The sequence below is a fragment of the Ramlibacter sp. genome (assembly GCF_036383835.1).
Lineage (GTDB): Bacteria > Pseudomonadota > Gammaproteobacteria > Burkholderiales > Burkholderiaceae_C > Ramlibacter.
The window spans coordinates 53,024-70,792 of sequence record NZ_DASVNN010000143.1 but is presented as its reverse complement, the minus strand read 5'-3'; the positions used below and the strand labels follow the sequence as shown (position 1 = coordinate 70,792).

Genomic DNA, 17,769 nt, shown 5'->3' with positions numbered 1-17,769 from the left:
AGCGCGGCGTGGATCGCCATCGAATGCTTCGGGTACACGTTGATCAGGCCGGAGGTGAAGCCGCGCGCGCCGACCGCATAGAACGGCGGCGCCCAGGGCTCGGCGAGGCCGCCGACCCAGGCGAGGTCGCGGCCCTGCGTCTGGCGGATCGCTTCGCCCAGCAGCAGCGGCGTGGGCGAGGCCCACTTCACGCCGACCACCGCCTCGAGCGAGCAGAGGTCGACGATGGTCTTCAGCCCGATGGCCTCGTTGCGCAGGTACAGCACCAGCGGCAGGCCCCCGGCGGCGTCGGCGATGCGCTCGACGTAGTCGACCACGCCGCGCGGCGCCACGAAGGGATCGGGCAATTGGTGCACCATGATCCCCGCCGCTCCCGCCTGGCGCGAGGCGCGGGCCAGCGCGCAGGCTTCGTGCACGCTGCGGCCGACGCCACCGAGCAGCGGCACGCGGCCGCCGATCTGCTCCGCGGCGACCTGCACCATGCGCAGCGCCTCGTCGGCGGTGAGCGCGTAGAACTCGCTGGTGTTGCCGTTGGCGACCAGCACGTGGATGCCGGCGGCGATGGCGCGATCGACCACCGGCTGCAGCGCCGCCGGCGCGAGCGCATCCTGCCGGTCGAAGGGCGTGACGAGGATGCCGGAGATGCCGTCGAGCGCGCGGCGCAGGACTTGTCGCTGTGTGCTGCTCATGTCACTCGATCTTGACGTTGGCTTCCTTGACCACCCGGCTCCACTTGTCCGTCTCCTCGCGCAGGAAGGTGCCGAACTGCTCGGGCGTGTCGGCCACGACCTCGGCGCCCTGGCCGACCAGCTTGGCGCTCACCTCGGGCGAGCGCAGGATCTCGACGACCACCGCATTGAGTTTCTTCACGATGTCGGGCGGCGTGCCGGCGGGCGCGAGCAGGCCCTGGTGGCTGCCGGTGACGAAGTCGCGCACGCCGCTTTCCTGGAGGGTGGGGATGTTCGGCTCGGCCTGCATGCGGCGCTCGCTGGCCACGGCGATCGCCTTGATGCGGCCGTTCTTCAGGTGCGGGATGGTCGACAGCAGGCTGGCCATGGTGAGGTTCGACTCGCCGCCGGCGATCGCCGTCATCGCCTGCGCGCCGCCCTTGTACGGGACGACCTGCATGTCCATGCCGGTGGCGAGGTTCAGGCGCGCGGCCGCCAGGCGCGTGGCGTTGCTGGACGAAGCGAAATTGAGCTTGCCCGGATGCGCCTTGGAATACGCGATCAGTTCCTTCAGGTTGTTCGCCGGCAGCCCTCCGAAGGCGGTGAGCGCGTGCGGCGAGAACACGATCGTCGTGACCGGCGCGAAGTCGGCGCGCGGGTTGTAGGAGAGCTTGGGGTACAGGCTCGGCCCCATGGTGAGCGTGCTCACGTCCAGCAGCAGCAGCGTGTAGCCGTCGTTCGGGGACTTGGCGACGTAGTCGGCACCGACGTTGCTGTCGGCGCCCGGCTTGCTCTCCACCACCACGGGCTGGTTCCACTTCTCGGTCATCTTCTGGCCGATCGTGCGCGCCAGGATGTCCGAGGTGCCGCCGGGGGAGGCCGCCACGACGATGCGGATCGGCTTGTTCGGAAAATTCGCCGCGGGCGATTGCGCGGCAGCCAGCAGCGGTGCGCCGGCGAACAGGCCGGCGATGCCGGCGCACAGGACGCGGCGCGTGAAGGAAGCGGTCATGGTGTCTCCTGGGGTCGGTGGGGCGGTGAGGCTTGGGTTACACGAAACGTTCCAGCCCGAGCTTGCGGGCCCAGGCATCGAGCAGCGGAGGGATGTCGGCGTCGATCTGCAGGCCTTCTTCGAGCTGCTGCCGCCGGCGCGCCAGCGCGCGCTCGCCGGGCAGGCGGATGCTCGCGCCCGGCGCGGCAGGTCCCGCGTGGCATTGCGCGACGAGATGCGACATCGACGAGAGGAAGGCGTCGCGTCCGTGGCCGAATGCATCCGGCGAAATGACCTGCAGGAACACGCCCTGCGCGCCGCGCTGGCGCGGACCGTCGCGGCCGAAGCCGGCGAGCGCCAGCGCAAACGCTTCGACCAGCAGGCCGAAGGCGAAGCCCTTGTAGCCGAAGTCCGCGCCGCCCAGCGGCATCAGCGTGCCGGGCGGGTTGGTGGTCAATGCCTTCGGGTCGTCGGTGGGCCGGCCTTCGTTGTCGACGAGCCAGTCGCCGGGCAGCTTCCTGCCGGCCGCCGCATAGGTCGCCGCCGCGCTGTTGCTCATGAGCGTGGTACTCAGGTCCACCAGCAGGGGCGCGTCGTGCGTCGGGATGCAAGCACCGATCGGGTTGGTGGTGGTGACCGGCTGCACGCCGCCGGGCGCCGCCACCGAGGCCACGGCTGGATCGGTCACCATCATCAGCGCCAGCAGCTTGCGCTCGGCGAAGTGCTCCATGTAGGCCTGCAGCGCGCCGATGTGCGTGCAGTTGGCGAGCGTCGCGGTGACCACGGGATGCGTCGCGCTGCGTTCGAGCGCGGCGTCCACGAAGCGCTCCATCACCCAGGCGCCGGGCAGGCGGTTGGCCTGCCAGCTGAAGCCGCTGGCGTGGTCCTGCAGGACCTCGATGTTGCCGCTGCGGGCGATGCGGCCGTCGGCCAGGCGCTCGAGGTAGATGGGCAGCATGCGCAGCCCGTGCGTGCCGTGGCCGAGGAGGTCGGCCTCGACCAGCCGGCGCGCGACCGCGGCCGCCTTGTCCTCGTCGAGCCCGCTCGCGCGCAGCAGGGCGGCCGCGCCGGCGAGCGCCTGGGGAACCGGGACGCGTTCCATGGTCACTGCGCCGTGATGCCCAGCTCGCGGATCAGGCGGCCCCACTGCTCGCTCTCGCTGGCCAGCAGCTTGCGCAGCGCGTCCGGCCCTTCGCCTTCGGGTTCGGCGCCGAGCTCGGTCATGCGGTCGCGCATCGCCTTGTCGGCGAGGATCTCGGTGATCGCGGACGAGAGCTTGTGCGTCACGTCGCGCGGCGTCTTCGCCGGCGCGAACACCCCGAACCAGCCGACCACCTTGAAGCCGGGCAGGCCGGACTCGATGACAGTCGGCACGTTCGGCAGCAGCGCGGACCGGCGCTCGCCGGTGACCGCCAGCGGCCGCAGCGCGCCGCTCTTCACGTGCGGCGTGAGCACGGCGACGTTGTCGATGCCGGCCTGCAGGGTGCCGCCCAGCAGGTCGGGCATCAGCGCGCCGGTGCCCTTGTACGGCACGTAGACCAGGTGGGTCTGCGTGCTGCGCTTGAACATCTCCCAGCCCAGGTGCTGGCCGCCACCCGGCGCCGACGCCGCGTAGTTCAGCTTGCCCGGGTTCTGCTTCGCGTACGCGACCAGCTCCGGGATGCTCTTCACCGGCACCGAGGGATGCACCACCATCACGTAGGGCGTGGTGGCGATGGTGGCGACCGGTTCCAGGTCCTTCGCCGGGTCGAACGGCACCTTGGCGTACAGCGCCTGGTAGGTCGCGAGCGTGCTGCTGGAAAACAGCAGCGTGTAGCCGTCGGCCGGTGCCTTGGCGACGGCATCGCTGCCGATGATGCCGCTGGCTCCGGCGCGGTTCTCCACCACGACCTGCTGCCCGAGCTTGTCGGACAGCCTGGCCGCCAGCATGCGGCCCAGCACGTCGGTGGTGCCGCCGGGCGGGAAGCCGACGATCAGCTTCACCGGCTTGACGGGCCAGTTCTGCGCCGAGGCAGTGCCTGCGGCGAGCAGTCCGGCGGCGAGCGCCAGCATGGCGCGCCGCGCGATCGTGGAGGTGGACCGCATGGGTTTTACTTCCTGCCGTAGACGTGGCGCGCCTTGGCGTGCTCGTTGATGAAGTCCCAGTCGTAGCTCACGCCCAGGCCGGGACCTTCGGGAACGCCCACGGTGCCGTCCTTGTCGATGCAGTCGATCTGGTCGGAGTAGCCGCAGGTATACACCGGCGGCACCACGTTCGGGCAGTCGGGGCCGACCAGGGCGAGCTCGTACCAGTTGGAATTGCGGATCGCGCCCATCACGTGGCGGTGCGCCGGGCCGACGGCGTGGATCTCGACGTCGAGGCCGAAGGCTTCGGCCATGCGCGCCGTCTTGATGGCGCCGGTGATGCCCATGTCGTATTCCGGGTCGACGCGCACGTAGTCGGTGCCGCCGGCCATGATGAAGTCGGCCTTGGGTTCGAGGCTGCGCACGTGTTCGCCGATCAGCAGCGGCGTCTTGAGCATCTCGCGCAGCTTCTTGTGCGAGAAGGCGGAGATGCCGGTGTCGCGGTACGGGTCCTCGTACCAGAAGTAGTCGGCGTCGTCGCAGGCCCGGCCCACGTAGAGCGCATCGGCGAAGGTCTTCAGGTCGCAGGCGCCGTCGTACATCAGGTCCATCTCGCCGCCGACCGCCTTGCGGCAGGCGGTGATGATCGCGGCCTCGGCGCGCTTGTCGCCGTCGAACCAGCCGTGGATCTTGAAGCCCTTGAATCCCATCTCGCGGCACTGCACGGCGAACTCGCCGAACTTCTCGGGGCTGTCGAGGCCGCCGGCGTGGTCGCCGTGGAAGGTGCTGGCGTAGGTCTTCAGCCGCTTGCGGTAGCCGCCCAGCATGCGCTGGATCGAGGCGTTCAGGCGCTTGCCTTCCAGGTCCCACAGCGCGATGTCGATCGGGCCGTAGCCCATGTGGTCGCAGTGGTGCAGCAGGCGCTTGCAGTCGTCGTAGATGTCTTCGCGCATCGCCGGGTCGCGGCCCAGCAGGTTGTTCGCCAGCATCATGGACTGGGCCAGCGCCGGACGCGTGCCGCCCCACATCGTGACGTACTCGCCGCGCGAGCCGTCGTCGGCCTCGATGACCACGGCGTACTTGCGCATGTTCATCTTCGCGCCCTTCCTGTAGGCGACGTGGTTGTGGGTGTGCTCCGTGGCCGCGGCCAGGTTCTTGACTTCGTACTCGAAGTCGATGATTTCGACGCGATCGATCTTGGTCATGTCAGTGCTCTTGCTCGTGCTTTCATTCGGCCTTGATGCCGGCGGTGTCGATGACGGTCTTCCAGCGGGTGATCTCGGAATTCAGTTCGGCGGCGGCCTGCGCGGGCGGCAGCGCCACCACGTCGAAGCCGGCGGTCTCGAGGGTCTTGCGCACCTGCGGGTCTTTCAGCGTGGTCGCCAGCGCGGAGACCAGCTTCTCGCGCACCGGCGCCGGCAGGCCCTTGGGCGCGGCGACGCCCTGCCAGGAATAGACCTCCAGGCCCTTGATGCCGGCTTCGGCCAGCGTGGGCACGTCGGGCAGGTCCGGCACGCGCTTGCCGGAGGTGATGGCGAGCGCCTTCAGCTTGCCGGCCTTGATGTGGCTCGTGAGCACGCCGAGGTTGGTGATCACCACGTTGGCATGGCCGGCCATGACGTCGGTGATGGCCGCGCCGCCGCCCTTGTAGGCGACGTGCACGCCCTCGGTGCCCGTCTTCTGCCACAACAACATCGTGGTGAGGTGGTCGGTGGAGCCCTGCCCCGAGCTGCCGAAGGACACCTTGCCGGGGTTCTTCTTCATGTAGTCGACCAGTTCCGCCATGTTGTTGGCGGGAAAGCTGGGCGTGACCACGACGACGTTCGGCGTGCGCACCGGGATCGTGAGCATGTCGAGGTCCTTGCGCGCATCCCAGCTCACGGCCTTGAGCAGCTGCGGCGAGATCGCATAGGTGCCGACCGAGCCGATCAGCAGCGTGTAGCCGTCGGCCGGGGCGCGCACCACCTGGCCGGCGCCCAGCGTGCCGTTGGCACCGGGCTTGTTGTCCAGGACCACGGGCTGGCCGAGGGCCTCGCCGAACTTCACCGACATCGCGCGCATGGTCGCGTCGGAAGAGCCGCCGGGCACGAAGGGCACGACGACGGTGACGGGCTTTTGCGGGAAGGACTGGGCCAGGGCCGAAGCAGCGAAGGCCAGGCTGGCGGCCGCGGCGCCGAGGATGCGGTGGATCTGCATGCTTGTCTCCTTGTGGTCTTGTATCGAATCGGTTCAGCGGCGCGCACTCAGCGTGCGGTCCAGGCGCGCGAGCAGGAAGTCGATCTCGGCGAGGTCGGTGGCGGTGAGCACGGGACCGGGGCCGCGCATCACGGCGCTGCGGATCGCGCCGCGCCGGCGCAGGATCTCCTTGCGCACGGCGACGCCCCACTGGCTCTGGTTCTCGTAGCTGAGGAGCGGCAGGTAGGCATCGAACAGGTCGTTCGCCTCCTGCACGCGGCCTTCGGTGTACAGGCGATACACGCCGGACAGCATCTCCGGGTGCGAGAAGCCGGACATCGGCCCGTCGATGCCGCGCCCCATCTCCAGCGGCAGGAACATGCCGTTGTTGCCGGTGAGGATCGCGACGCGGCGGCCGGCGCCCGCGCGCAGCCTGGTGATCTTGGTGATGCTGGGGAGGTCTTCCTCCTTGATCATCCGGATCTGCGGATGGCGCTCGATCAGCGTGAGGATGGAGGGCACCGACATCCAGGTGCCGGTGGAGAACGGGAAGTCCTGCAGCACCACCGGCACGTCGCCGATCTTGCGGAAGACGGCGGCGAACCAGCCGAACAATTCCTCTTCCGTCTTCAGGCCGTTGGGCGGCGCGATCATCACGCCGGCCGCGCCGGCGTCCATCGCCGACGCGGTGAGTTCGGCCAGCTGCGCGATGCCGGGATTGCTGACGCCGACGACCACCGGCTTGCCCTTGGCGCGCTGGATGAAGCGACCGGCGACCGCACGCGATTCCTCCAGCGTGAGCTTGGGCGCCTCACCCGCCACGCCCAGCACGGTGAGGCCCTGGGCGCCGTGGCGAAAGTAGAAATCGACGAGCGTGTCGATGCTGTCGAGGTCGACGCGGGCGTCCGCATCGAAGGGGGTCTGGGCGACGACGTAGAGGCCGCGGGCTTGTTCGAGCATGGCTGGTGTTATCGTTAACGTCGATCGCATGGTATCGATAACACTTCCGGCCGTCAACAGGGTTTCCGGGGAGGTTTCAAGGAAATACGACTGCGGGAGCGGGAACGCGAAAAACGGATCGCGTCAGGTCGTGCCGCGCTCCACGATCTCGAAGCCGAGGTCCAGCACCTGGCCTGCCTCCGCCGCGCCGTCGATGCGCGCCATCAGCAACTCGGCGACGCGCCGGCCGAGCGCGATGCTGTCCACCCGCACCGTCGTCAGCGGCGGATCGGTGTCGACGGCGTAGTCGGCGTCGCCGAAGCCGATGATCGCGAGCCGGCCCGGCACGGCGATGCCGCGCGAGCGCGCCTCGGTGAGCGCGCCGAGCGCCACCAGGTCCGTGGCGCAGTAGATCGCATCGATGCCGGGTTGCTGCGCGAGCAGGTGCGCGAGCCCTTCGCGGCCGTGTCGCAGGCGCGAGGGCGCGGCGAAGCGGTAGGTCGGGATCTCCTCGCCTTTCGCGACCAGGCCCAGGCGGCGCGCGGTTTCCAGGAAGCCCTGCCCGCGTTGGGCGCCGCGCGGTTCGTCGGTGGTGATGAGGGCCGGCCGCTTGCGTCCGCGCTCGTGCAGGAAGCGCGCCGTCGCGGCGCCGACCTTGCGGTGCGAGAAGCCGACCATGCTGTCGACCGGTTCGCCGGAAATATCCCACGCTTCCACCAGCGCCGCGCCGTTCGCCTGCAGGCGGCGGCGCGCGGCGGGCGAGCGCACGGTTCCCATCAGCACGAGACCGTCGGGGCGGCGCGCCAGCACGGCATCGACCAGCCGCTCTTCCTGCGAGACGTCGTAGCCGCGCTGGCCGAGGATCACCTGGTAGCCGGCGCCTTCCAGCACTTCGGTCATGGCCTGCACCGCGTCCATGAAAACGGAACCGGAGCCGATGGTGGGCACGAGGCAGGCGACCATCCGCGTGCGATTGGAGCGCAGCGCGCCGGCGAGCAGGTTGGGGACGTAGCCGGTGCGCGCGACCGCGTCATGCACCTTCTTGCGCGTCTCGGGCGAGACCACGTCGGGATGGGCGAGCGCGCGCGACGCCGTCATCGTGGAGACGCCGGCCAGCTTCGCGACGTCGGCGAGGGTGACCCTGCGCGCCGCGGCGGCGCGGGCGCGGGGGATGGGGCGGGAGGCAGGCGGCACGCGGCCGCATCTTACGCGAGGTGCGCGACGACTGCCTCTCGTAGGGTGGGCGAGCTCGCTTGCCCACCGGGACTGCACGGAACGACACCGATGGTGGGCAAGCGAAGCTTGCCCACCCTACGCGGAGACAGAGGTCAGCTCGCCTTGTAGGCGGTGACCAGCTGGCGCTGCTCGCCGAGGCCGTCGATGCCCAGCGTCATCACGTCGCCCTTCTTCAGGTACCTGGGCGGCTTCATGCCCAGGCCGACGCCGGGCGGCGTGCCGGTGGTGATCACGTCGCCGGGTTCCAGCGTCATGAAGTGGCTGCAGTAGCTCACCAGCTTGGCGCAGTTGAAGATCATGGTGCGCGTGTTGCCGGTCTGCATGCGCTCGCCGTTCACGTCGAGCCACATGCCCAGGCGCTGCACGTTGTCGATCTCGTCGGCCGTCACCAGCCAGGGGCCGATCGGGCCGAAGGTGTCGCAGCCCTTGCCCTTGTCCCACTGCGAGCCGCGCTCCAGCTGGTACTCGCGCTCGCTCACGTCGTTGACGATCGTGTAGCCGGCCACGTACGACAGCGCCTTGCTCATGGGGACGTAGCGCGCGGTGGTGCCGATCACGATGCCCAGTTCCACTTCCCAGTCGGTCTTCACCGAGCCGCGCGGCATCATCACGGGATCGTTGGGGCCCTGGATGCAGCTGGTCGCCTTCATGAAGACGATCGGCTCCTTCGGGATCGGCATGTTCGATTCGGCGGCGTGGTCCGAGTAGTTCAGGCCGATGGCGATGAACTTCGGCACGTGGCTCACCGGGCAGGCGTAGCGCGGGTTGCCGCGCACCGCCGGCAGCTTGGCGGGATTGGCCTTGCGGATGCGCGCGAGGCCCACCTGCCCCAGCTGCTCCGGGCCGATGTCGGGGACGACGCTGCTCAGGTCGCGCAGCTTGCCGTCGGCGTCGATCAGGCCCGGCTTCTCGCGGCCGGGGTTGCCATAGCGGACGAGTTTCATTTCTTCTTTCTTCCTCTTTTGGGGTGGATCAGTAGGTGGAGCGGCCGCCCGAAAGGTCGAACACCGCACCGGTGGAAAACGAGCAGTCCTCGGTGCACAGCCAGCCCACCATCGCCGCGACCTCCTCGGGCGTGCCGAAGCGGCCCATCGGGATCTTGGAGAGCATGAACTGGATGTGCGCCTCGGTCATCTGGTCGAAGATCGCGGTCTTCACCGCCGCCGGCGTCACGCAGTTGACGCGCACGCCGGTGTCGGCGAGTTCCTTGCCCAGCGATTTCGTCAATGCGATCACCGCCGCCTTGCTCGCACTGTACGCGCTCGCGTTGGGGTTGCCGTCCTTGCCGGCGACCGAGGCGATGTTGACGATGCGGCCGTAGTTCGCCTGCCGCATCGCGCCCACCACTTCGCGGCAGCAGAGGAACAGGCCGTTCAGGTTGACGTCCATCACCTGCTTCCAGGCGTCCAGCGGGTAGTCCCACACCTTGACGTTGGGGCCGGTGACGCCCGCGCTGTTCACGAGCGCGTCGACGCGTTGCGTGCGCCGCAGCGTCGACTCCAGCGCCTCCTTCACGGAGGTTTCGTCGGTGACGTCGACCTGCACGAAGGCGGCACCCGCTCCGAGCTTCTCGGCAGCCTGCCGGCCCTGCGCGAGGTCGCGGTCCCAGAGGCTCACGGTGCCGCCGGAGGCGATCAGGCGCTGCGCGATGGCGAGGCCGAGGCCGGCCGCGCCGCCGGTGACCACCGCGTGGCGGCCCTGGAAATCGAGCTGGTTCATATCGTGATGCCGCCGTCGGCGGCGTAGGACTGGCCGGTCACGAACACCGACTCGTCGCTGGCCAGGAAGACCACGAGCGGTGCGATCTCTTCGGCCTTCGCGAGCCGGCCCATCGGCTGGCGCGCGACGAAGGCCTTGCGGGCCGCCACCGGATCCTCGTTGGCGTTGATGCGGTCGGCGAGCGAGGGCGTGTCCACGGTGCCGGGGCAGATCGCATTGCAGCGGATGCCGTTGGCCACGTAGTCGGCGGCGACGCTCTTGGTCAGGCCGATCACCGCCGCCTTCGAGGTGCCGTAGATGAAGCGATTGGGCAGGCCCTTGATGCTGCTGCACACGCTGGCCATGTTGATGATGCTGCCCTTGCCGGCGCCGCCTTCGTTCTGCAGCATGCGCGGCAGCGCCGCCTGGATCGCCCAGAACTGCGCGCGCACGTTCAGGTTCAGCGCGAAGTTCCATTCCTCGTCGGTCGCCTGCAGCACGGTGCCGCTGTGCACGAAGCCGGCGCAGTTGAAGAGCACGTCGATTCGCGGCATCGAGCCGATCACGCGCGCGATCGCGGCCTTGTCCAGCACGTCGAGCTGCACGCAGCGCACGCCCTGCACGCCCTCGTAGCCGTCCAGGAGTTTCGGATTGACGTCGGTCGCCCAGACCTGCGCGCCCTCCGCCGCCATGGCGAGCGCGGTGGCGCGCCCGATGCCCTGCCCGGCCGCCGTCACCAGCGCCGTCTTGCCTTTCAATCGCATGACCTGTTCTCCATTTGCCGGCGGCGTCCGGGTTTTGCCGGATGCGCGGAAGGCCGGGTGAAGCGGATATTAATTGGCCTGACCACTTGGCCAGTCAGCAGGAACCCTAGTCCACCCATGCCGCTGCAAGCCGTCGAAACCAGCCGCCTGTACCGCCAGATCGCGGAGCAGCTGCGCGGCCTCATCACCGGGGGCGAGTTCGCGACGGGCACGCGATTGCCGGCCGAACGCGATCTCGCCAGGCAGCTGGGCGTGAGCCGCCCTTCCGTGCGGGAGGCGCTGATCGCGCTGGAAGTCGAGGGTTGGGTCGAGGTGCGCACCGGATCCGGAATCTACGTCCAGCCGGCGCAGCAACGCAATGGCCCCGGTCCGCGCGCGGCCTCCGCGCCGGGCACGGCGGCGGCCGGCGAATGGGGCCCGCTGCAGGTGATGCAGGCGCGCGAGATCGTCGAGGGCGAGATCGCGGCGCTCGCCGCGCGCCACGCCCGCAAGACGCAGGTCGCGCTCATGGCGAGCGCGCTGGAACAGATGCGCGAGGAAGCCGGGGCGGGCATCGAGCCGCGCGCCGGCGACGAGGCCTTCCACACCGCCATCGCCCAGGGCTGCGGCAACGAGGTGCTGGCCGACACGGTGCGCAGCTACTGGAGCGCGCGCCACGGCCCGCTGTTCACGCGGCTGGGCGACTACTTCGAGAACCCCGCCTCCTGGAGCGCCGCCTTGCAGGAACACGCGGCGGTGCTGGAGGCGATCCGGTCGCATGACGCGAACGGCGCGCGCGCCGCGATGCAGCAGCACCTGAAGAAGGCCATCCACCGTTACAGCGCGAGCTGGCGCCGCGCCAATCAGTCCTGACGCCAGAGCAACCACACCAACCAGGAGACAAGCCATGAACAAACGCCTCACCCTGAAACTGATCGCCGCCTGCGCGCTGGCCGCGGCCGCCGCCGCGCCGGCGATGGCCCAGACCAAGCTGAAATGGGCGCACGTCTACGAGACCTCCGAGCCGTACCACAAGTGGTCGGTGTGGGCCGCCGACGAGATCAAGAAGCGCACCAGCAACCGCTACGAGATCCAGGTGTTCCCCGCCTCCACGCTGGGCAAGGAAAGCGACATCAACCAGGGCCTGCAGCTCGGCACGGTCGACATCATCATCTCGGGCGCCTCCTTCGCCGCGCGCAGCTTCCCGCGCATCGGCGTGGGCTACTACCCGTACACCTTCCGCGACGCCGACCACCTGCTGAAGTACGCCAGGAGCGACGTCTTCAAGGAACTGGCCGACGGCTACAAGGCCAAGACCGGCATCCAGACCGTGTCCGTCACCTACTACGGCGCCCGCCACTCCACCAGCAACAAGCTGTTCAAGAACTGCGACGAGATGAAGGGCGTGAAGATGCGCGTGCCGGACGTGCCCGCGTACATGGCCCTGCCCAGGGCCTGCGGCGCCAACCCGACGCCGATCGCCTTCGCCGAGGTCTACCTCGCGCTGCAGAACGGCACCGTCGACGCGCAGGAGAACCCGCTGCCCACCATCGAGGCCAAGAAGTTCTACGAGGTGCAGAAGAACATCATCCTCACCGGCCACATCCTCGACTCGCTGGTCACGCAGGTCGGCCCCCACGTCTGGAACAAGCTGTCCGACGCCGACAAGAAGATCTTCACCGACGTGATGCAGGAGGCCGCCACCAACGCGACCAACGACATCAAGAAGCGCGAGACGGAACTGGTGACCGAGTTCAGGAAGAAGGGCATCAACGTGGTCGAGGTGGACCGCAACGCCTTCCGCGACCGCATCGTCAAGGCGGTGGACATGTCCACCATGGGCTACGACAAGAAGGACTGGGACCGCATCCAGGCCATCAAGTAAGAAGAACGAGAGGCACCCACCGTGAGTTCCGTACCCGATATCCAGGCCCTCCCCCAGGTGATGGGGGACGACGGCGAGTTCCATGTCACCGACGAAGCCGTCGACCTCTCGGGCACCACGCCCGAGGCCTGGGCGGCGCTGGCCTTCTTCTGGGCGCTGGGGCTCACGGTGTTCTACCAGTTCTTCACGCGCTACGTGCTCAACGACTCCGCGGCATGGACCGAGGAGATCGCGCGCTACCTGCTGATCGCCACCGTCTTCGTGGGCGCGGCGATCGGGGTGGCCAAGAACAACCACATCCAGGTGGACTTCCTCTTCCGGTTCCTGCCGCACAAGGTGGCGCGCGCCATGGCGCTGCTGGTGGACGTGCTGCGCATCGCCTTCCTCGGCGCGGCAGTGGTGCTCACCTGGCAGATGATGGAAAAGATGGGTAACTACAAGATGACGATCGTGGACCTGCCGATGAACATCGTCTACGCCGTGTGCATGGTGGGCTTCGCCGCCATGTGCGTCCGCTCGATCTGGGTGATGCGCGTGCATCTCGAGCGCGGCTACAGCGTGCTGGAAAAGCCCGAATCCACGATGGAAGACCGCTGACATGCTGAAGATCGTTTTCCTGTTCCTGATGGCCGGCGGACTGCCGGTCGCCATCGCCATGGCCGGCGCCTCGCTGCTGTACCTGCTGCTGGTGCCGAGCTCGCCGCCCTTCGTGGTGATCCACCGCATGGTGAGCGGCATCGACAGCTTCCCGCTGCTGGCCGTGCCCTTCTTCATCCTGGCCGGCAACCTGATGAACAACGCCGGCATCACCAACCGCATCTACAACTACGCGCTGGCGCTGGTGGGCTGGATGAAGGGCGGACTGGGCCACGTGAACGTGGTCGGCTCCGTGGTGTTCGCGGGCATGAGCGGCGCGGCCATCGCCGACGCCGCCGGCCTGGGCACCATCGAGATCAAGGCGATGAAGGACCACGGCTACAGCACCGAGTTCGCCGTCGGCGTGACGGCGGCCTCGGCCACGCTCGGGCCGATCATCCCGCCGTCGCTGCCCTTCGTGATCTACGGGATGATGGCCAACGTGAGCGTCGGCGCCCTGTTCCTCGCCGGCATCCTGCCCGGCATGCTGATGGCGGGGCTGATGATGCTGACGGTGGCGTACTACGCGCACAAGAACGGCTGGGGCGCCGACGTCCGCTTCGAATGGTCGCGCGTGGCCAAGGCGCTGGTGGAGACGGCGGTCGTGATCGCCTGGCCCACCTCGCTGTGGCTGCTGATCGAGAAGGCCGGCCTTCCCGCGCAACCGGTGGTGCTGGCCGGGCTCGTGGCGCTGTTCGTCGCCGACAGGATGTTCCGCTTCCAGGCGGTGCTGCCGATCATGACGCCGGTGCTGCTGATCGGGGGCATGACCACCGGACTGTTCACGCCCACCGAGGGCGCGATCGCCGCCTGCCTGTGGGCCATGGTGCTGGGGCTGTTCTGGTACCGCACGATGTCCTGGAAGCTGTTCGTGAAGGTGTGCCTCGAGACGGTGGAGACCACGTCCACGGTGCTGTTCATCGTCGCGGCGGCGAGCATCTTCGGCTGGATGCTCACGGCCACCGGCGTGACCGCGGCGATCTCGGGCTGGGTGCTGTCCTTCACCAACTCGCCGTGGGTGTTCCTGCTGCTGGCCAACCTGCTGATGCTGTTCGTGGGCTGCTTCCTCGAGCCGACCGCGGCCATCACGATCCTGGTGCCCATCCTCGTGCCGATCTGCCAGCACCTGGGCATCGACCTGGTGCACTTCGGCCTGGTCATGGTGCTGAACCTGATGATCGGACTGCTGCACCCGCCCATGGGCATGGTGCTGTTCGTGCTGGCGCGCATCGCGAAGCTCTCGGTCGAGCGCACCACGGTGGCCATCCTGCCCTGGCTGATCCCGCTGCTGGTGTCGCTGGTGCTGATCACGTACCTGCCGAAGCCGGTGCTGTGGCTGCCGAAACTGTTCTATTGAGGAAAGGCGTCACGACATGACCCCCTTCATCCGACTCCATCCCGCCGACGACGTCCTGATCGCGCGTTCGCAGCTGGTGGGCGGCGCCGTCGTCGACGGCGTCACCGCCAGGGGCCTGATCCCGCCCGGCCACAAGATCGCGGTGCACGACATCGCCGCCGGCCAGCCGGTGCGGCGCTACAACCAGATCATCGGGTTTGCCAGCAAGGCCATCGCCGCCGGCGAGCACGTGCACACGCACAACCTGGATTGCGGCCCCGCCGGGGGCGCCTTCGCGCGCGACTACGCCTTCGGTGCCGACGTGAAACCCGAGCCGGCGAAACGCGAAGCCACCTTCATGGGCATCCAGCGCGCCGACGGCCGCGTGGCGACGCGCAACTACATCGGCGTGCTGTCCAGCGTGAACTGCTCGGCGACCGCCGCCCGCGCGATCGCCGACCACTTCTCGCGCCAGACCAACCCGAAGGCGCTCGAGGCCTACCCGAACGTCGACGGCGTCGTCGCGCTCACCCACGGCACCGGCTGCGGCATGGACACCGAAGGCATGGGCATGCAGATCCTGGAGCGCACGCTCGCGGGCTATGCCACGCACGCGAACTTCGCCGCCGTGATCGTCGTCGGCCTCGGCTGCGAGGCCAACCAGATCAACGCCTGGCTGGCGCACAGCAGCCTGCGCGAAGGCGAGACGCTGCAGGTGTTCAACATCCAGGACACCGGGGGCACCCGCAAGACCGTGGAAAAGGGCGTGTCGCTCGTCAAGCAGATGCTGCCGGCGGCCAACCGCGTCAAGCGCGAGCCCTGCAGCGCATCGCACATCACCATCGGCCTGCAGTGCGGCGGCTCCGACGGCTACTCCGGCATCAGCGCCAACCCGGCGCTGGGCGCGGCGGTGGACCTGCTGGTGGCGCACGGCGGCACGGCGATCCTGTCGGAGACGCCCGAGATCTACGGCGCCGAGCACCTGCTCACGCGCCGCGCGGTCAAGCGCGAAGTCGGCGAGAAGCTGATCCAGCGCATCAAGTGGTGGGAGCACTACACCGAGGTCAACGAAGGCGAGATGAACAACAACCCCTCGCCGGGCAACAAGGCGGGCGGCCTCACCACCATCCTGGAAAAGTCGCTGGGCGCCGTCGCCAAGGGCGGCACCACCAACCTGCAGGCGGTGTACGAATACGCGGAGACCGTGGACGCGCACGGCTTCGTCTACATGGACACGCCCGGCTACGACCCGGTGAGCGCCACGGGCCAGGTGGCCGGCGGCGCCAACATGATCTGCTTCACCACCGGCCGCGGCTCGGCCTACGGCTGCGCGCCCTCCCCCTCGCTGAAGATCGCCACCAACTCGGCGCTGTGGCAGCGGCAGGAGGAGGACATGGACATCAACTGCGGCGAGATCATCGACGGCAAGGCGTCCATCCAGGAGATGGGCGAGCGGATCTTCCGCCTGGTGCTGGCCACCGCCTCCGGCGAGCACAGCAAGTCCGAGCAGCACGGCTACGGCCAGAACGAATTCGTGCCGTGGCAAGTCGGCGCGGTGATGTAACTCCCAGCAATTCCCCTATGTCGAAGACCATCCAGGCCGCCGACCTGCGCCAGCGGGTCGCCTCCATCATCCGTGCCGCCGGCTCCAGCGAGGCGGAAGCGAACACCGTCGCCGCCAACCTGGTGATGGCCAACCTGAGCGGGCACGATTCCCACGGCGTGGGCATGGTGCCGCGCTACATCGATGCGGTGCTCGAGAAGGGCCTCACGCCCAACGCCTCGGTGCGCACCGTCGTCGATCTCGGCACGCTGCTCACGCTGGACGGCCAGCGCGGCTACGGCCAGGTGATCGGCGAACAGGCCATGCGCCTGGGCATCGAGCGCGCGAAGCAGCACGGCAACTGCATCGTGGCGCTCGGCAACTCGCACCACCTGGGCCGCATCGGCCACTGGGCGGAGATGGCCGTGTCGCAGGGTCTCGTCGCGATGCACTTCGTCAACGTGCTGTCGCGCCCCGTCGTCGCGCCCTGGGCGGGCGGCGACGGCCGCTTCGGCACCAATCCCTGCTGCATCGGCATCCCGGTGCAGGGCCGCGAGCCCTTCCTGCTGGACTTCGCGACCAGCCGCGTGGCGCAAGGCAAGATGCGCGTCGCGCACAACGAGGGCAAGGAGGTGCCCACCGGCTACCTGATCGACGAATTCGGCCGTCCCACCACCAACCCCGGCGTAGTGGTGGTGCCGCAATCGAACGGCCTGTTCGGTGCCCTCATGACCTTCGGCGAACACAAGGGCTACGGCATGGCGGTGGCCTGCGAGCTGCTGGGTGGCGCCCTTACCGGCAGCGGCACCTGGCACCGCGCGCCGGATGCCAAGCGCGCCGTGATCAACGGCATGCTCACCGTTTTGATCGATCCCAAGCGCCTGGGCACGCAGGAATCGTTTTCGCAGGAAGCGCAGGCCTTCGTCGACTGGGTGAAGCAGTCGCCCGCGGCGCCGGGCTTCGAAGGCGTGATGGTGGCCGGCGACCCGGAGCGCAAGGCGCGGGTCGCCCGCGAGCGTGACGGCGTCGTGGTGGACGACACCACCTGGGCCGAGATCGGGGGCGCCGCCCGCAAGGTGGGGATGAAGGAATGACCCCCGCTCCCGCCATCCGCGACCAGGTCGCGCTCGTCACCGGCGCCAACGCCGGCATGGGCCTCGCCACCGCGAAGGCGCTGCTGGAAGCGGGCTATCGCGTCGCCGCCACGGACCTGCAGGTGGGCCAGGTGCAGGAGACGCTCGCCGCGCATGGCGAGCGTGTGTACTGCCTGCCCATGGACGTGAGCGATGCGGAGAAGGTGCAATCGGCCTGCAGCGCGGTCGAGGAACGCTTCGGCCGCATCGACGTCTGCGTCAACAACGCCGGCTTCCTGCAGTACGCCAATTGCGAGACGACCACGCCGGAGCTGTGGCGCAAGACCCTGGGCGTGAACCTGGACGGCGTGTTCCACGTCAGCCAGCGCGTCGCCCCGGGCATGAAGGCGCGCGGCTTCGGGCGCATCGTCAACATCGCTTCCTATGCAGCGAAGACCGGCGGACTGTCTCCGCTGCCGGCGTATGCGGCGAGCAAGGGTGGCGTCATCTCGCTGACCTTCAGCTTCGCGCGCGAGTACGCGCCCTTCGGCGTCACCTGCAACGCGATCGCCCCGACCTTCGTGAAGACGCAGATGCTCACGGAACAGGTGAGCAGGGAGCGGCAGGAGGAGCTGCGGAAGATGATCCCGGTGAACCGCTTCTGCGAGCTTGAGGAATTCGCGCACACGGTGCTGTTCCTCGCGCATCCCATGAGCGGCTTCATCACCGGCGAGGTGCTGGACCTCAACGGAGGCATCCAGTTTGACTAGGCTCGCCACCGC

The 17,769-nt window shown here is 68.7% G+C and carries 18 protein-coding genes; 7 read left to right on the top strand and 11 right to left on the bottom strand.

Annotated features, from left to right (window positions below):
* The 11 genes from VF522_RS22300 to VF522_RS22250 form a co-directional block, all read right to left on the bottom strand.
* On the bottom strand, nucleotides 1–689 hold a 689-nt coding region (locus VF522_RS22300; RefSeq protein ID WP_330910524.1), incomplete at its 3' end, for a dihydrodipicolinate synthase family protein.
* A 1-nt stretch (nucleotide 690) separates the two neighbouring features.
* The gene (locus VF522_RS22295) at nucleotides 691–1,680 is read right to left on the bottom strand and encodes a tripartite tricarboxylate transporter substrate binding protein (RefSeq protein ID WP_330910523.1); all 990 of its coding nucleotides are present in this window, start codon (nucleotides 1,678–1,680) and stop codon (nucleotides 691–693) included.
* A 37-nt stretch (nucleotides 1,681–1,717) separates the two neighbouring features.
* Nucleotides 1,718–2,761: an Ldh family oxidoreductase gene (locus VF522_RS22290; protein ID WP_330910522.1), complete on the bottom strand. Its 1,044-nt coding sequence runs from the start codon at nucleotides 2,759–2,761 to the stop codon at nucleotides 1,718–1,720.
* A gap of 2 nt (nucleotides 2,762–2,763) precedes the next feature.
* Complete coding sequence (locus VF522_RS22285; RefSeq protein WP_330910521.1) at nucleotides 2,764–3,744, bottom strand: tripartite tricarboxylate transporter substrate binding protein; 981 nt, start codon at nucleotides 3,742–3,744, stop codon at nucleotides 2,764–2,766.
* 5 nt (nucleotides 3,745–3,749) lie between these two features.
* A complete protein-coding gene (locus tag VF522_RS22280; RefSeq protein WP_330910520.1) occupies nucleotides 3,750–4,928 on the bottom strand; it encodes an enolase C-terminal domain-like protein in 1,179 nt (392 codons plus the stop codon).
* Nucleotides 4,929–4,950: 22 nt separating this feature from the next.
* A complete protein-coding gene (locus tag VF522_RS22275; protein WP_330910519.1) occupies nucleotides 4,951–5,919 on the bottom strand; it encodes a tripartite tricarboxylate transporter substrate binding protein in 969 nt (322 codons plus the stop codon).
* 33 nt (nucleotides 5,920–5,952) lie between these two features.
* Nucleotides 5,953–6,858, bottom strand: a complete 906-nt coding sequence (locus VF522_RS22270; RefSeq protein WP_330910518.1) for a dihydrodipicolinate synthase family protein — start codon at nucleotides 6,856–6,858, stop codon at nucleotides 5,953–5,955.
* Between the two features lie 123 nt (nucleotides 6,859–6,981).
* Nucleotides 6,982–8,031, bottom strand: a complete 1,050-nt coding sequence (locus VF522_RS22265) for a LacI family DNA-binding transcriptional regulator (RefSeq protein WP_330910517.1) — start codon at nucleotides 8,029–8,031, stop codon at nucleotides 6,982–6,984.
* A gap of 134 nt (nucleotides 8,032–8,165) precedes the next feature.
* Entirely contained in the window at nucleotides 8,166–9,017 is an 852-nt protein-coding gene (locus tag VF522_RS22260; RefSeq protein ID WP_330910516.1) for a fumarylacetoacetate hydrolase family protein, read from the bottom strand.
* Between the two features lie 28 nt (nucleotides 9,018–9,045).
* On the bottom strand, nucleotides 9,046–9,792 hold the full coding sequence (locus VF522_RS22255) for an SDR family NAD(P)-dependent oxidoreductase (protein WP_330910515.1): 747 nt from the start codon (nucleotides 9,790–9,792) through the stop codon (nucleotides 9,046–9,048).
* Nucleotides 9,789–10,535 (bottom strand): SDR family oxidoreductase, encoded by a 747-nt coding sequence (locus VF522_RS22250; protein WP_330910514.1) that lies wholly within the window; start codon nucleotides 10,533–10,535, stop codon nucleotides 9,789–9,791. Before VF522_RS22250 ends, VF522_RS22255 begins: the two co-directional genes overlap by 4 nt.
* Before the next feature lie 117 nt (nucleotides 10,536–10,652).
* Between VF522_RS22250 and VF522_RS22245 the strand changes: the two genes are divergently transcribed.
* Genes VF522_RS22245 through VF522_RS22215 form a run of 7 tightly spaced genes read left to right on the top strand, consistent with a single transcriptional unit; the run spans nucleotide 10,653 to nucleotide 17,757 of the window.
* The gene (locus VF522_RS22245) at nucleotides 10,653–11,387 is read left to right on the top strand and encodes a FadR/GntR family transcriptional regulator (RefSeq protein ID WP_330910512.1); all 735 of its coding nucleotides are present in this window, start codon (nucleotides 10,653–10,655) and stop codon (nucleotides 11,385–11,387) included.
* Nucleotides 11,388–11,421: 34 nt separating this feature from the next.
* Nucleotides 11,422–12,399, top strand: coding sequence for a sialic acid TRAP transporter substrate-binding protein SiaP (locus VF522_RS22240; protein WP_330910511.1), 978 nt, complete (start codon nucleotides 11,422–11,424; stop codon nucleotides 12,397–12,399).
* Between the two features lie 21 nt (nucleotides 12,400–12,420).
* On the top strand, nucleotides 12,421–12,996 hold the full coding sequence (locus tag VF522_RS22235) for a TRAP transporter small permease (RefSeq protein WP_330910510.1): 576 nt from the start codon (nucleotides 12,421–12,423) through the stop codon (nucleotides 12,994–12,996).
* 1 nt (nucleotide 12,997) lies between these two features.
* Nucleotides 12,998–14,392, top strand: coding sequence for a TRAP transporter large permease (locus VF522_RS22230; protein WP_330910509.1), 1,395 nt, complete (start codon nucleotides 12,998–13,000; stop codon nucleotides 14,390–14,392).
* Nucleotides 14,393–14,408: 16 nt separating this feature from the next.
* Nucleotides 14,409–15,935 carry an altronate dehydratase family protein gene (locus tag VF522_RS22225; protein WP_330910508.1) on the top strand — a complete coding sequence of 509 codons (1,527 nt, stop codon included), beginning with the start codon at nucleotides 14,409–14,411 and terminating at the stop codon, nucleotides 15,933–15,935.
* Between the two features lie 17 nt (nucleotides 15,936–15,952).
* Nucleotides 15,953–17,008, top strand: a complete 1,056-nt coding sequence (locus VF522_RS22220; protein WP_330910507.1) for a malate/lactate/ureidoglycolate dehydrogenase — start codon at nucleotides 15,953–15,955, stop codon at nucleotides 17,006–17,008.
* The gene (locus VF522_RS22215) at nucleotides 17,005–17,757 is read left to right on the top strand and encodes an SDR family NAD(P)-dependent oxidoreductase (protein ID WP_330910505.1); all 753 of its coding nucleotides are present in this window, start codon (nucleotides 17,005–17,007) and stop codon (nucleotides 17,755–17,757) included. The genes VF522_RS22220 and VF522_RS22215 overlap by 4 nt, the downstream gene beginning before the upstream one ends.
* Nucleotides 17,758–17,769: the final 12 nt, after the last annotated feature.